General features: G+C 57.1%; 13 protein-coding genes. 1 reads left to right on the top strand and 12 read right to left on the bottom strand.

What is annotated here, in order from left to right; translation table 11 throughout:
• Positions 1 to 47: 47 nt before the first annotated feature.
• The 6 genes from odhB to sdhC all read right to left on the bottom strand — a co-directional run bounded on the left by odhB (position 48) and on the right by sdhC (position 7,582).
• Positions 48 to 1,268, bottom strand: coding sequence for a 2-oxoglutarate dehydrogenase complex dihydrolipoyllysine-residue succinyltransferase (odhB, locus tag ACEPLT_RS06135; protein ID WP_008501093.1), 1,221 nt, complete (start codon positions 1,266 to 1,268; stop codon positions 48 to 50).
• 14 nt (positions 1,269 to 1,282) lie between these two features.
• A complete protein-coding gene (sucA, locus tag ACEPLT_RS06130) occupies positions 1,283 to 4,090 on the bottom strand; it encodes a 2-oxoglutarate dehydrogenase E1 component (RefSeq protein WP_008501092.1) in 2,808 nt (935 codons plus the stop codon).
• A gap of 248 nt (positions 4,091 to 4,338) precedes the next feature.
• A complete protein-coding gene (gene sdhB, locus ACEPLT_RS06125) occupies positions 4,339 to 5,055 on the bottom strand; it encodes a succinate dehydrogenase iron-sulfur subunit SdhB (RefSeq protein ID WP_008501090.1) in 717 nt (238 codons plus the stop codon).
• 15 nt (positions 5,056 to 5,070) lie between these two features.
• On the bottom strand, positions 5,071 to 6,837 hold the full coding sequence (sdhA, locus tag ACEPLT_RS06120; RefSeq protein ID WP_232928121.1) for a succinate dehydrogenase flavoprotein subunit: 1,767 nt from the start codon (positions 6,835 to 6,837) through the stop codon (positions 5,071 to 5,073).
• On the bottom strand, positions 6,837 to 7,184 hold the full coding sequence (gene sdhD / locus ACEPLT_RS06115; RefSeq protein WP_008501088.1) for a succinate dehydrogenase membrane anchor subunit: 348 nt from the start codon (positions 7,182 to 7,184) through the stop codon (positions 6,837 to 6,839). The genes sdhA and sdhD overlap by 1 nt, the downstream gene beginning before the upstream one ends.
• Positions 7,178 to 7,582 carry a succinate dehydrogenase cytochrome b556 subunit gene (sdhC, locus tag ACEPLT_RS06110; RefSeq protein WP_020684965.1) on the bottom strand — a complete coding sequence of 135 codons (405 nt, stop codon included), beginning with the start codon at positions 7,580 to 7,582 and terminating at the stop codon, positions 7,178 to 7,180. The genes sdhD and sdhC overlap by 7 nt, the downstream gene beginning before the upstream one ends.
• A 639-nt stretch (positions 7,583 to 8,221) precedes the next feature.
• On the opposite strand from sdhC, the gene ACEPLT_RS06105 reads away from it, so the two are divergent.
• Positions 8,222 to 9,505, top strand: coding sequence for a citrate synthase (locus tag ACEPLT_RS06105; protein ID WP_008501086.1), 1,284 nt, complete (start codon positions 8,222 to 8,224; stop codon positions 9,503 to 9,505).
• Between the two features lie 85 nt (positions 9,506 to 9,590).
• Here the strand turns inward: ACEPLT_RS06105 and nei are convergent, their stop codons facing one another.
• From nei to phrB, 6 genes are read right to left on the bottom strand one after another with little or no spacing between them, the layout of a single operon-like run.
• Positions 9,591 to 10,382, bottom strand: coding sequence for an endonuclease VIII (nei, locus tag ACEPLT_RS06100; protein ID WP_045371902.1), 792 nt, complete (start codon positions 10,380 to 10,382; stop codon positions 9,591 to 9,593).
• Between the two features lie 18 nt (positions 10,383 to 10,400).
• The gene (gene pxpA / locus ACEPLT_RS06095; RefSeq protein ID WP_232928112.1) at positions 10,401 to 11,141 is read right to left on the bottom strand and encodes a 5-oxoprolinase subunit PxpA; all 741 of its coding nucleotides are present in this window, start codon (positions 11,139 to 11,141) and stop codon (positions 10,401 to 10,403) included.
• Positions 11,128 to 12,060 (bottom strand): 5-oxoprolinase subunit PxpC, encoded by a 933-nt coding sequence (gene pxpC / locus ACEPLT_RS06090; protein WP_021241019.1) that lies wholly within the window; start codon positions 12,058 to 12,060, stop codon positions 11,128 to 11,130. Before pxpC ends, pxpA begins: the two co-directional genes overlap by 14 nt.
• A complete protein-coding gene (gene pxpB / locus ACEPLT_RS06085) occupies positions 12,054 to 12,710 on the bottom strand; it encodes a 5-oxoprolinase subunit PxpB (protein WP_021241020.1) in 657 nt (218 codons plus the stop codon). The genes pxpC and pxpB overlap by 7 nt, the downstream gene beginning before the upstream one ends.
• A 14-nt stretch (positions 12,711 to 12,724) precedes the next feature.
• Positions 12,725 to 13,468 carry a type 2 GTP cyclohydrolase I gene (locus ACEPLT_RS06080; protein WP_021241021.1) on the bottom strand — a complete coding sequence of 248 codons (744 nt, stop codon included), beginning with the start codon at positions 13,466 to 13,468 and terminating at the stop codon, positions 12,725 to 12,727.
• Positions 13,469 to 13,478: 10 nt separating this feature from the next.
• The gene (gene phrB, locus ACEPLT_RS06075; protein ID WP_232928109.1) at positions 13,479 to 14,891 is read right to left on the bottom strand and encodes a deoxyribodipyrimidine photo-lyase; all 1,413 of its coding nucleotides are present in this window, start codon (positions 14,889 to 14,891) and stop codon (positions 13,479 to 13,481) included.
• Positions 14,892 to 14,953: the final 62 nt, after the last annotated feature.

Genomic DNA, 14,953 nt, shown 5'->3' with positions numbered 1-14,953 from the left:
CGGCGCAGCGTGTGCCGGTCTACGGGGCAGGTGATGCTAAATCGTGACTAGACGTCCAGCAGCAGACGCGTTGGATCTTCGAGCAGCTCTTTAATGGCTACCAGGAAGCCCACGGACTCGCGGCCGTCGATCAGGCGGTGGTCGTAAGAGAGCGCCAGGTACATCATCGGCAGGATCTCAACTTTACCGTCTACCGCCATAGGACGATCTTTGATGGCATGCATACCCAGGATCGCGCTCTGCGGCGGGTTAATGATCGGGGTAGACATCAGCGATCCGAAGACGCCGCCGTTGGTAATGGTGAAGTTACCGCCGGTCAGGTCGTCTACGGTCAGCTTGCCGTCGCGGCCTTTCACCGCCAGCTCTTTAATGTTTTTCTCGATGTCGGCCATACCCAGGGTATCCACATCACGCAGAACCGGGGTCACCAGGCCACGTGGGGTCGAAACCGCCATGCTGACGTCGAAGTAGTTGTGGTAAACCACGTCATCGCCATCAATGGACGCGTTCACTTCCGGGTAGCGTTTCAGCGCTTCAACCACCGCCTTCACGTAGAAGGACATAAAGCCCAGACGGATACCGTGACGTTTTTCAAACGCGTCACCGTACTGCTTACGCAGGTCCATGATTGGCTTCATGTTCACTTCGTTGAAGGTAGTCAGCATCGCGGTAGAGTTTTTCGCTTCCAGCAGACGCTCGGCCACGCGCTTACGCAGGCGGGTCATAGGCACGCGTTTTTCGCTGCGAGCGCCCAGAGCAGGCTGTGCTGCCGGTGCTGCCGCAGGGGCTTTCGCTTCGGCCTGAGCAGGCGCTTTCGCCAGATGCTTGTCGATGTCTTCACGGGTCAGACGACCGCCCACACCGGTGCCTTTAATGGCTGCCGGGTCAAGGCTGTGTTCCGCCAGCAGGCGACGGATCGCCGGGCTGAGGGCGTCGTTAGACTGCTCTTCCAGAGACGCCTGCTGGCGCTGAGCCGGCGTAGAGGCTTTCTCTTCAGACTTCGCGCTGGACTCTTTGCCCGCGCTGTTGCCTTCACGCAGGCGACCCAGGATCTGACGAGAGGTGACGGTGGTGCCTTCGTCTTCCAGCACCGCGTCCAGAACGCCATCCGCCGAAGCCGGTACTTCCAGTACCACTTTGTCAGTTTCGATTTCTACCAGCACTTCATCGCGCTTAACGGCATCGCCTGGTTTTTTGTGCCAGGTAGCGACGGTCGCATCTGCTACAGATTCAGGCAGGTCGGGAACAAGAATATCTACGCTACTCATTATGTATCCTTTAATTAATCGACGTTCAGCGCGTCATTGACCAGATCTTGTTGCTGCTTCTGGTGAACGGACATATACCCTACCGCCGGAGAGGCGGAGGCCGGGCGACCTGCATAGCGCAGGGCTGACCCAAATGGAATCACTTCACGGAAATGATGCTGGCTGCAGTACCATGCGCCCTGGTTGAGCGGCTCTTCCTGGCACCAGACAAAATCATGAACGTGAGCGTACGGTTTCAGCGCTTCCTGCACCGCCTGGTGCGGGAACGGATAAAGCTGTTCGATACGCACGATGGCGACATCTTTCTGATCGTTCTTACGGCGCTGTTCCAGCAGGTCGTAATAAACCTTACCAGAACACATCACCACACGCTTCACGGCCTGTGGATCCAGCTCGTCAATTTCACCGATGGCCGGCAGGAAGGTACCGTTCGCCAGCTCTTCCAGGCTGGACACCGCCAGCGGGTGACGCAGCAGGGATTTCGGCGACATGACCACCAGCGGACGACGCATACCGCGCAGCGCCTGACGACGCAGCATGTGGTAAACCTGAGCCGGGGTGGACGGTACGCAAACCTGCATGTTCTGCTCGGCGCAGAGCTGCAGATAACGTTCCAGACGCGCGGAGGAGTGCTCCGGACCCTGGCCTTCATAGCCGTGCGGCAGCAGCATCACCAGGCCACACATACGGCCCCATTTCTGTTCGCCGGAGGAGATGAACTGGTCGATCACCACCTGCGCACCGTTGGCGAAGTCGCCGAATTGCGCTTCCCAGATGGTCAGGGTGCGCGGTTCTGCCGTGGCGTAACCGTATTCGAAAGCCAGTACCGCTTCTTCAGACAGCACGGAGTCCCAGACCTTGAACTGGCCCTGACCGTTGTGCACGTGCTGCAGCGGGGTGTAGGTTGAACCGTTAGACTGGTTGTGAACCACCGCGTGACGGTGGAAGAAGGTGCCACGGCCCGCATCTTCACCGGACAGACGAACAGGAATGCCTTCGTCAACCAGCGTCGCGTAAGCCAGCGTTTCCGCGCCGCCCCAGTCGAACAGCTTCTCGCCTGCCGCCATGGCCTGACGGTCAGCATAAATTTTCGCCACGCGAGACTGCATCTCGATAGCGTCCGGCACGGTGCTGATGCGTTTAGCCAGCTCCTGCAGGCGCTTCATCTCCACCTTGTTCGGGTAGCTCTCATCCCACTCGTGGTTGAGGTACGGCGACCAGGTAAAGGAGTGCATGTTCATCGGGCGCAGCTCTTTCACTACGCATTCACCCGCGTCCAGCGCGTCGCGGTAGAGGTTGACCATTTCGGTCGCATCTTCCAGCGTCGCCACTTTGTCGCTTTCCAGCTTGTCAGCATAGATTTTGCGCGGGGTCGGGTGTTTTTTGATTTTCTGGTACATCAGCGGCTGTGTTGCACTTGGCTCATCCGCTTCGTTGTGGCCGTGACGGCGGTAGCAGAAGAGGTCAATGAACACATCGCGTTTGAAGGTATTACGGAAGTCCAGCGCCAGGCGGGTCACGAAAGCCACGGCTTCCGGGTCATCCGCGTTAACGTGGAAGATCGGCGCCTGAACCATCTTACCGATGTCGGTGCAGTACGGGGTAGAACGTGCGTCCAGCGGGTTAGAGGTGGTGAAGCCCACCTGGTTGTTGATCACGATGCGAACGGTACCGCCTACTTCGTAACCACGCGCTTTGGACATGTTCAGGGTTTCCTGCACCACGCCCTGCCCTGTCACCGCCGCATCACCGTGGATGGTGATTGGCAGAACTTTGTTGCTGCTCGGCTCGTCCAGACGATCCAGACGCGCGCGCACGGAACCGATAACCACCGGGCTGACGATCTCGAGGTGCGACGGGTTAAACGCCAGCGCCAGGTGAACCAGACCGCCTTCGGTTTCGATATCTGACGAGAAGCCCATGTGGTACTTCACGTCGCCGGTGCCGAGGTGTTCTTTATGTTTGCCTGCGAATTCGTCGAACAGGTCCTGCGGTTTTTTACCCAGCACGTTGACCAGTACGTTCAGACGACCACGGTGTGCCATGCCCAGCACCACTTCACGGGTGCCGCTCTTGCCTGCGTGACGAATCAGCTCTTTCAGCATCGGCACCAGGGCGTCACCGCCTTCCAGCGAGAAGCGTTTTGCGCCCGGGAACTTCGCGCCCAGATAGCGCTCAAGGCCTTCCGCTGCGGTCAGTTCGCTGAGGAAGCGTTTTTTCTCGTCAGCCGAGAAGGTCGCGTGGCCCGCTACGGATTCGATGCGCTGCTGGATCCAGCGCTTCTCTTCGGTAGAGGTAATGTGCATGTATTCCGCGCCGATGGAGCCGCAGTAGGTTTGCTTGAGCGCATCAATCAGATCGCCCAGCTTCATCGTGTCTTTGCCGATGGCAAAGGAACCTACGTTAAAGCTTTCCTGGAAATCGGCCTCGGTCAGATCGTGATACGCCGGATCGAGATCGGCCACACGGTCTTGTTTCCACAGTCCCAGCGGATCGAGATTCGCATGCTGGTGACCACGGAAGCGATAAGCGTTGATAAGCTGCAGGACTTTAACCTGCTTCGCATTGGTGTCAGGGTCGGAAATCGCAGAAGAGTAACGTGAGGCATCCTTCGCCAGACGACGGAAATAATCACGTGTTTTGGAATGGAATTGATCCGGTTTGACCCCTGTACCAGGCAACTGCTGGAACATGGAACGCCAGTTTGCGTCCACTGAGTCAGGATCGGTTAAGAAGTCTTCATAGAGCTGTTCTATCCAGCTCTGGTTGGCACCAGAGAGGTAAGAAGAGTCCAGCCAGGCTTTCATTGCGCCGTTCTGCATCGTGATCCCTTAAGCATTTTTATGCTTACTTTCGCCGTAGAAACTACCACGCACACCACGTGTACGTGCCGGGGTTCACCTGCGAGCTCTTTTCATTTGGCCCGCGAAGGAACCTTTAGAAACTGTCTGGACTTCAGGGTAGTACAGGGCAGTTTTTAAAGGTTTCTGCATTTTGCCCGGTGGCGCTACGCTTACCGGGCCTACAGTTTCGTAGGCCGGATAAGCGCAGCGCCATCCGGCAACGTTACTTACGCACTGCGCTGCAGCAGCATCGACTTAATATGGCCGATGGCGCGCGTCGGGTTCAGCCCCTTCGGACACACACTGACGCAGTTCATGATGCTATGGCAGCGGAATACGCTGAAAGCGTCACTCAGTCCTTCCAGACGGCTGTCGGTTTCGGTGTCGCGGCTATCGATCAGGAAGCGATAGGCAGCCAGCAGACCGGCCGGGCCGATAAACTTGTCCGGGTTCCACCAGAACGACGGGCAGGACGTAGAACAGCATGCGCAGAGAATACACTCGTACAGACCATCGAGTTTTTCACGCTGCTCAGGAGACTGTAAGTGCTCACGAGCCGGTGGATTTTGCCCATTATTCAATAAGTAAGGCTTAATCTTCTCATATTGTGCATAGAATTGCCCCATGTCTACCACCAAATCACGCACGACCGGCAGGCCTGGCAGAGGACGGATAACAATTTTCTGACCTGGACGCTGCAACGCTGAAATTGGCGTGATGCAGGCCAGGCCATTTTTGCCGTTCATGTTCACACCGTCAGAACCACACACCCCTTCACGGCAGGAGCGACGGAACGAGAGGGTTGGATCTTTTTCTTTCAGCTGGATTAAGGCATCCAGCAGCATCATGTCGCGACCTTCTTCCGCTTCCAGGGTGTAGTCCTGCATGCGCGGAGCGTCATCAACATCCGGGTTATAACGATAAACTGAGAATTCGAGTTTCATTATCCTGTCTCCGCATTAGTAAGTACGAATCTTCGGCGGGAACGCCGGACGCAGTTTCGGTTCCATGTTGACGCTACGACGCGTCATGGTTTCCGACTCTGGCAGATACAGGGAATGGCACAGCCAGTTTTCGTCATCACGTTCCGGGAAGTCGAAGCGGCTATGCGCGCCACGGCTTTCGGTACGGAAGTTTGCCGACATCGCGGTCGCGAACGCGGTTTCCATCAGGTTATCCAGCTCCAGGCACTCAACGCGCTGGGTGTTGAACTCGCTGGAGGTGTCGTCCAGACGGGCATTTTTCAGACGCTCGCGGATCGCTTTCAGCTGCTCAAGACCTTTGGCCATCGCGTCGCCTTCGCGGAATACCGAGAAGTTGTGCTGCATGCATTCCTGCAGCGCTTTACGGATTTCCACCGGATCTTCGCCGTTACGGTTGCCGTTCCAGCGGTTGAGGCGATCAAGAGAGGCATCAATTTCGTCGTCGGTCGCGTCACGCAGCGCGCCCTGCTCGGCAATGGATTCCTGCAGATGCAGACCCACTGCGCGACCAAACACCACCAGATCCAGCAGCGAGTTGCCGCCCAGACGGTTTGCGCCGTGTACGGATACGCAGGCAATTTCGCCCACCGCGAACAGGCCAGGAATGACCACGTCTTCGCCCTGCTCGTTCACGGTCAGCGCCTGACCGGTCACTTTGGTCGGAATACCGCCCATCATGTAGTGGCAGGTTGGGATAACCGGAATCGGCTCTTTCACCGGATCGACGTGCGCGAAGGTGCGGGACAGTTCCAGGATGCCCGGCAGACGGGACTCCAGCACTTCTTTACCCAGGTGGTCGAGCTTCAGCTTGGCGTGTGGACCCCAAGGGCCGTCACAGCCGCGGCCTTCACGGATTTCGATCATGATGGAACGCGCCACCACGTCACGACCCGCCAGGTCTTTCGCATTCGGGGCATAACGCTCCATGAAGCGCTCGCCGTGTTTATTCAGCAGGTAGCCACCTTCACCACGGCAGCCTTCTGTTACCAGCACGCCTGCACCGGCGATGCCGGTTGGGTGGAACTGCCACATCTCCATATCCTGCACCGGCACGCCCGCGCGGATAGCCATACCGACACCGTCACCGGTGTTGATGTGGGCGTTGGTAGTGGACTGGTAAATACGGCCTGCACCGCCGGTCGCCAGCACGGTTGCGCGGGCTTTGAAGTAGACCACTTCACCGGTTTCGATGCACAGCGCGGTACAACCAACGATGGCGCCATCGGCGTTTTTCACCAGATCCAGCGCATACCATTCGGAGAAGATGGTGGTGTGGTTTTTCAGGTTCTGCTGATACAGGGTGTGCAGCAGCGCGTGACCGGTACGGTCAGCCGCCGCCGCGGTGCGTGCCGCCTGCTCGCCGCCGAAGTTTTTCGACTGGCCGCCAAACGGACGCTGATAGATGGTGCCATTTTCCAGACGGGAGAACGGCAGACCCATGTGGTCCAGCTCCAGAATCGCTTCCGGGCCAGTTTTACACATATATTCGATGGCATCCTGGTCGCCGATGTAATCGGAACCTTTTACCGTGTCATACATGTGCCATTCCCAGTTATCTTCATGGGAGTTACCCAGCGCAACGGTAATACCGCCCTGCGCAGACACAGTATGGGAACGGGTTGGGAAGACTTTAGAGAGCAGCGCACAGCTCTGGCCACTCTGGGAAATTTGCAGTGCGGCACGCATACCTGCGCCACCGGCACCAATCACAACAGCATCAAATTCTCTGACTGGCAGTTTCATTACACACCCCACACCACAACGAATCCATAAATAACGTAAACCACCAGTGCAACCACAATGGCCAGCTGCAGTGGAAGGCGAATCGCCAGCGGTTTAACGTAATCGGTCAACACCTGCCACATGCCAATCCAGGCATGAATAAGGATGGAGAAAAGGGCCAGCAGGGTGAACACTTTGGTGAAGGCGGATCCAAAGAACCCACTCCAGATTTCCCACGTCAGCGTGCCGCTGGTCGCGAAGAAACCGATCATATAGATGATGTAGAGGGTGAGAACGATGGCGGTAGCACGGACCAGAATGAAGTCATGTACGCCGTTGCGTCCTAATGCGGAGGCGTTGCTTACCATACGAGAACTCCTGCGAGAAGTGAAAGCACGACTGTAATCACAAATGAAATGTTAGCGGAGCGTTTCCCGGCTTCGAAGGTCTCTTCCAGGTAGCCAAAGTCCATCAGCATATGGCGAACACCCACCACAACGTGGTACGCCAGTGCGGTCAGAATGCCCCACATGATGAATTTCACGAAGAAGCTGTTCATGATGGCAGAGGCCTGGAGGAATCCTTCAGGGGAAGAGAGGCTGGTGCCCAGTAACCACAGCAGAATACCGACCGCCACAAACGTAATCACACCAGAAACACGGTGCAGAATGGACGCTATTGCTGTTACGGGGAACCGGATCGTTTTGAGATCCAGATTGACAGGTCTTTGTTTTTTCACATTTCTTATCATGAATAACGCCCACATGCTGTTCTTATTGTTTCCTTCCTCCGGACTGCGATGCGGGTCAGACAGCGTTCCTTTTCTATAACTGCGCGTCATGCAAAACAGTGCTTCCAGATGCTTAAACGACACATTACAACGCTGGGTGGCTCGGGATTGCAGGGTGTTCCGGAGACCTGGCGGCAGTATAGGCCGTTCACAAAATCATTACAATTAACCTACATACAGTTTGTCGGGTTTTCTCTGGAACAGTGATCAGGGTCACGATAACAACATCTTTTTAATTTTTAATCATCTGATTTGACAAATGTTAAACAATATTGTTACAAACGTCATCAGAAAAGGCATATAATGCGCAAAAGTTATGAGGTCTCTCTTTCACCTGACAAATAGTTATGTAACAGTGTGATGGTATTGACCGAAGTTATCAGGACAGTTATTAGTGATATACAGGTTTGAATAATTCGGACTGCAAAAACGCTGATTTGCTGTTGTTTCACTGATATTTCATTCGTTTACCTGCAAGGCGCCATAGCTCTGTACCCTGGTTTGTCCTCGTGAGCTGAGCGGTAAGCCAAATAACAATCTGGTAACGGTGATTAACAGCTGAAAGCAAATCCGGTAAAGCGCAGTCTTAAGCATAAGGCGCTAAGGAGACCGTAAATGGCTGATACAAAGGCAACGCTCACCCTAAATGGTGACACTGCTATTGAACTGGATGTGCTAAAAGGCACGCTCGGTCAGGATGTTATTGATATCCGTACGCTGGGTTCCAAAGGGGTATTCACCTTTGACCCTGGATTTACCTCTACCGCATCTTGCGAATCCAAAATCACCTTTATCGACGGTGACGAAGGTATCCTGCTCCATCGCGGCTTCCCTATCGATCAGTTAGCCACCGAATCCAACTATCTGGAAGTGTGCTACATCCTGCTGAACGGCGAAAAACCGACGCAGGCCCAGTTCGATGAATTTAAAACCACCGTGACCCGTCACACCATGATCCATGAGCAGATTACCCGTCTGTTCCATGCGTTCCGTCGTGACTCTCACCCAATGGCGGTGATGTGCGGGATTACCGGTGCGCTGGCCGCGTTCTACCACGATTCCCTTGACGTGAATAACCCGCGTCACCGTGAAATCGCCGCTTACCGTCTGCTGTCCAAAATGCCGACCATGGCGGCGATGTGTTACAAATACTCCATCGGCCAGCCGTTTGTGTATCCGCGTAACGACCTCTCCTACGCGGGCAACTTCCTGCGCATGATGTTCTCCACGCCGTGCGAAGAGTACGAAGTGAACCCGGTTCTGGAACGCGCGATGGACCGTATTCTGATCCTGCATGCTGACCACGAACAGAACGCCTCGACCTCAACCGTTCGTACCGCAGGCTCTTCAGGCGCGAACCCGTTCGCCTGTATCGCTGCGGGCATCGCCTCCCTGTGGGGACCGGCGCACGGCGGCGCCAACGAAGCGGCGCTGAAGATGCTGGAAGAGATCAGCACCGTTGAGCACATTCCTGAGTTCGTGCGTCGCGCGAAAGACAAGAATGACTCCTTCCGCCTGATGGGCTTCGGTCACCGTGTTTACAAAAACTATGACCCGCGCGCCACCGTGATGCGTGAAACCTGCCACGAAGTGCTGAAAGAGCTGGGTACCAAAGATGACCTGCTGGAAGTGGCGATGGAGCTGGAACACATCGCGCTGAACGACCCGTACTTCATCGAGAAGAAACTCTACCCGAACGTCGATTTCTACTCTGGCATTATTCTGAAAGCGATGGGCATTCCGTCTTCCATGTTCACCGTGATCTTCGCCATGGCGCGTACCGTAGGCTGGATTGCGCACTGGAACGAAATGCACAGCGAAGGCATGAAGATCGCCCGTCCTCGTCAGCTTTATACCGGCTACGAGCAGCGTGATTTTAAGTCTGACCTGAAGCGCTAAAAGTTAAGCCCGGTGGCGCTAACGCTTACCGGGCCTACAAATGCGAAACGTAGGCCGGGTAAGGCGTAGCCGCCACCCGGCTTTTTTATTTTTGACAATGTGGACACCAGTAAAAGGGTCTCGAAGAGAGCATAATCCTGTCGATAATCCCGCCGCACCGCTCGCACTTCTTCCCCGCCCGATGAAACACCTTGAACCGGAACAGCGCCCCGTGGTGCTTGTTTTCATCTACGATGCCACGCGTGTTGTACGACAGCCGCGGGATGTCCAGCAGCGCGTGGGACAGCACCTCCAGCTGTTCATCGCTCAGCTGAGAAGCTTTGTGCTGCGGTGCCAGCCCGACTTCCCAGAGGATCTCCACCCGCAGGTAGTTGCCAAGCCCGGCGAGAAAGGCCTGGTCAAGGAACAGGCCGGAAAACTGCCGGTTGCGGAATGTGGGCGATAGCAGCCGGGCCTTCACATCGCTCGCCGTCAGGCGCATATCCAGCACGTCCGGCCCAACCCGCTGTAAGAACGGGTGCGTGAGCAACTGCTCAGGCGTTAACATTTCGATATCAGAAGCGCTATAGAGCAGGATCGCCTTATCCGCCGTTTGCAGCCTGACGCGCAGCACGCGGGTCGTTTGCGGCTGTTCACCCGCCTCCACCACGCGCCACACGCCGTAAAGCTGGTTATGGCTATATAACGTCAGGTTATGGGAAAAGTGCGTGAGCAACGCTTTGCCGCGCGTTTCAATATGCGTTACCGACTGCCCCACCAGCTGTGATTCAAACGGTTTCAGTTGAGGAAAAGCAAACCAGACCTCCGTCAGCGGTTTGCCCTTTATCGCCGCCTCGAGGCTATCCGCCGCGCGGCGGATCTCCGGGCCTTCTGGCATTTTTCTGTCCTTTTATGATTAATCTGCGCTGACAAGAATGCCCTCTTCAGCGAACGCAGCCCGCAGGCGGCGCGCGAACTGGAGCGCATGCTCGCCATCGCCGTGTAAACATACCGTATCAGCCTGAACGTGCGCCGTTGTGCCATCCACGGCGGTCACTCGCCCGTAGCGCACCATCTCCAGCGTCTGCGCCAGCGCTTTCGCTTCATCGGTAATCAGCGCACCGGCTTGCGTGCGCGGAACCAGACTGCCGTCCGGCATGTATCCCCGATCGGCAAACACCTCCTGCCGCGTGGTCAGCCCCAGCCGTTCTCCGGCACGAATAAGCTCACTGCCCGCCAGGCCGACCAGAATCAGCTGCGGATTACAGTCCCGCACCGCACGGGCAATCGCCGCCGCCAGTACCGGGTCTTTTGCCGCCTGGTTATAGAGCATACCGTGCGGCTTCACGTGACGCAGTACGCCCTTCCCGGCGCGAACCATCGCCTCCAGCGCGCCAGTCTGGTAGAGCACCTGCGCGTAGACCGTCTCAGGCGGCAGGTCCATCGCGGTGCGGCCAAAGTTCTCCCGGTCAGGGAAGCTCGGGTGAGCGCCAATCGCCACGCCATTTTTGATGGCATGATGCACGCTCTCCAGCATGGTTTGCGCATCGCCCGCGTGGAAGCCGCAGGCAATATTGACCGAAGAGACCAGCGTCATTAGCGCCGCGTCGGCGCTGCCGCCCTCGCCCAGATCGGCATTCAAATCAATCTTTACCATCGAGCCTCCACGCCAACTGTTCGAGATAGCGCTGCTGATCCTGCCGCGCCTTTAGCGCTTCCTCCAGCGAACACTGCACGAAGTGAATCGGCTGACCGAGGGGAATTTGCGCCAGATGGTAGCGATCGGCTTCAATAATGCAGGCAATTCGCGGATAGCCCCCCGTCGTCTGCGCGTCGTTCATTAAGACGATCGGTTGCCCGTTACCTGGAACCTGAATCACGCCGGGCAACAAACCGTGGGAGAGCAGTTCCCGGTCGGTGGTCCGGATCAGCGGCTGCCCCTGCAGACGATAGCCCATTCGGTTACTCTGCGGACTAAGCTTCCACGGCGCGCGCCAGAAAGACTCTTTTGAGGCCTCGTCGAACTCATGATATTCCGGCCCCGGTAAGGCGCGGATCTGGTTTCCCCAGAGAAGTTGTTTCACCCCCTGAGCCGTCGAGAAATGACGCGAAGAGGGCTTAATCGCCAAGCGATCGCCGTCGCGCAACAGACGTCCTTCGTGACCGCCTATCCCGGCTTTCTGATCGGTACTGGATGAGCCCAGCACCTCAGGCACATCAATGCCGCCAGCCACCGCGAGATAGCTACGCACGCCGTGCAGAGGACGCTTTAAGGTCAGACGCTGCCCGGCTTTCGCCCGCAGACGCCAGCCGGTCCACACCGCTTTGCCGTCCAGCGTGGCATCACAGCCGGCGCCGGTGAGCGCGAACCAGGTCTCCTGACCAAACTCAATGACACACTGGCCGAGCGTAATTTCGAGCGCCGCCGTGCTGCCGGGGTTGCCCACCAGCACGTTAGCGATTTCCAGCGCAGGACGGTCCAGCGCGCCACAATAGCTCACGCCGGACTGGCGCATGCCAAAGCGCCCGGCATCTTGTACGGAGGTGTAAAGCCCGGCGCGAATAAGCGTTAACATACCCCCTCCTTCTGCGGGATAAAGCGAAGGGTGTCGCCCGGGCGCAGGAGTATTGGCGACGCCAGCGCGGGGTCAAATAACGGGGTGGCGGTATGCCCAATAAGCTGCCAACCACCGGGCGAAGCCAGCGGATAGACGCCGGTCTGCTCGCCACCAATCGCGACCGTCCCCGCCGGTACGCTCAGGCGCGGTTCAGCGCGGCGCGGCGTATGCAGCCGGGGAGATAATCCCCCCAGATACGGGAATCCGGGCTGGAATCCCAGGAACCAGACGACGTAATCCACCGAACTGTGCAGCTCAACCACCTGCTTTTCGGTGAGCCCGCAATGGTCTGCGACCACACCAAGATCCGGTCCCCCCGTACCGCCATAAACGACCGGGATCTCAATGGCACGCGATTCCGGCTCCAGCGCCTCGCTCTCTTCCCACCAGCGCTGTAAACGCTCGATGGCATCCAGCGCCAGCGTATGCGGACTACGCAGCACCACCGTGATGTTATTCATCCCCGGAATGGCTTCAACCACGTCCGGCAGATCGACCAGACGCTGGGTTAGCCGCCAGATACGCTTTTGCGTGGCAAGGGTCACCGGCGGCTCGAGCTCCAGAACCACTGCCGTTTCTCCCAGAAGATAACAACGCGCTCGCTGCACTCAGGCACCTCTCATCAGGCCGGATTAGGGATATCAATAAAGGTTACATCCAGATCGGTATTTTCCGTCAGCCACTCGCTGAGGGCCCGAATGCCGCCGCGCTCGGTGGCATGATGACCGGCCGCGTAGAAATGCAGCCCCTGTTCACGCGCCGAGTGAATGGTCTGCTCGGAAACCTCGCCGGTGATAAAGGCATCAACACCGAAGCGCGCGGCGCTGTCGATAAAGCCCTGCCCGCCCCCGGTGCACCAGGCAACGCGTTTTACCAGGTCCGCGCCCGTATCGCCGCACCACAGCGGGCGACGCCCCAGGCGCGCTTCAATCCACGAGGCCAGCTCCAGTCCGGGAACCGGCATCGCCAGCTCGCCCCACGGCACCAGCGGCTCGATTTCGCCCATTACGGTAATCCCCAACAGCTGCGCAAGCTGAACGTTGTTGCCCAGTTCCGGGTGTGCGTCCAGCGGCAGGTGGTAACCGTACAGGTTGATGTCATTTGCCAGCAACGTTTTCAGGCGATTGCGCTTCATGCCGCGAATAATCGGTGATTCGTTTTTCCAGAAGTAGCCGTGATGGACAATCACCGCATCGGCTTCCTGACGGACAGCCTCGTCCAGCAGCGCCTGGCTTGCCGTGACGCCGGTGATAATTTTCTGCACCGTTTCGCGCCCTTCCACCTGCAGGCCATTCGGGCCGTAGTCGCTAAAGGAGGCGGTATTGAGTTTTTCGTTAATCAGGCGTTCTAGTTCACTGTTTTTCATCTTTATGCTCTCAAACTTTTCGGACGGCTTCGTACGCCGCCAGCGTGGCGGTGCGCGCCTGTTTATGGTCAACAATCGGGCGGGGATAATCGAGCTTTACGCCCTGTTTATCCGCCCATGCCCACGGTTCGTGGATCGCTTTCGCAGGAACGTTCCTGAGCGCGGGCAACCAGCGGCGGATAAAGTCGCCGTTGGCATCAAATTTTTGCCCCTGAGTGGTCGGATTAAAAATCCTGAAATAGGGAGCCGCATCGGTGCCGGTAGAGGCCGCCCACTGCCAGCCGCCGTTATTCGCAGCGAGATCGCCGTCGATCAGCTGAGAGATAAAATAGCGCTCTCCGATACGCCAGTCGATAAGCAGATCCTTCACCAGAAAGCTGGCGGTAATCATTCGCAGGCGGTTGTGCATCCACCCGGTTTCATTCAGCTGGCGCATGGCAGCATCAACAATCGGATAGCCCGTTTCCCCTTTTTGCCAGGCCTGTAAACGTGCCTCATCGTGCTGCCATTTGACGTTGTCGGTCCAGGAGATGAACGGACGATGCTTACAGAGATCGGGATGATACGTCATCAGATGGCGATAGAATTCACGCCAGATGAGTTCGTTCAGCCACACCGAACCCGCCCCACCGTCCATCGCCTGCGGCTGCTCGGCCAGAAGACGATGTAAACACTGGCGAGGAGAGAGTACGCCCAGCGCCAGGCTTGCCGATAAGCGGCTTGTCCCTTCAATCGCCGGGAAATCCCTGCGCGCGTCGTACTCTCCCGCGCCCTGTTTGCAAAACTGGCGCAGCTTCGCAATTGCTGCCTTCTCGTTTGCGGGGAACAGAAGCTCATCGAATGCCTGTTGGGGATAGTTAAACGTTAATTCAGGCAGCGTGGTTATAGCTTCCCCTCTGGCTGCGGGTGCGGGTACGCACTCCGGCAGCGCCTCTTTCAGACGTTTAACAAAAGCATTTTTAAACGGCGTGAACACTTTATACATTTCATGGCCGCCGGTCATGACGCTGCCCGGTGCCAGCATTACGCTGTCATCAAATCCTTCACAAACCACCTCGCCCAGAATGTTCTCCAGTTGGCGATCCCGCAGCCGTTCGTTCAGCTCGTACTGGTAGTTATAAAAAAGATGCGTGACGCCGTTCTGCTGACATACCTCCCGCAACATCTTAAGCTGCGCGGCAAAGTCACTGACCTCTTTGTAGATCAGCGGGATACCTTTTTCAGCAAGTGAGTGTTGCAGATCGTTCAGATGCGATTTGAGGTAAGCCGCCTGCCGCGGGGCCATATCATGCTGCTGCCACTGTTCGGGCGTAGCGATAAACAGCGCCAGCACGCTGGCGTCATCGGAACGGCAGGCTGCCGCGAGTGCGAAGTTGTCATGTACGCGCAGGTCCGCGCGAAACCAAACCAGATGGGTGGGCATAAAACTCCAGGCTATTGTCCATTATGTCCATAAGGGCATGCCGTAAAAGGAAAAAGCATGCA

It is taken from the genome of Enterobacter sp. fkY84-1, assembly GCF_052974705.1.
Note: the sequence above shows the minus strand (reverse complement) of the source record. Positions and strands in the feature narration are given on the sequence as shown.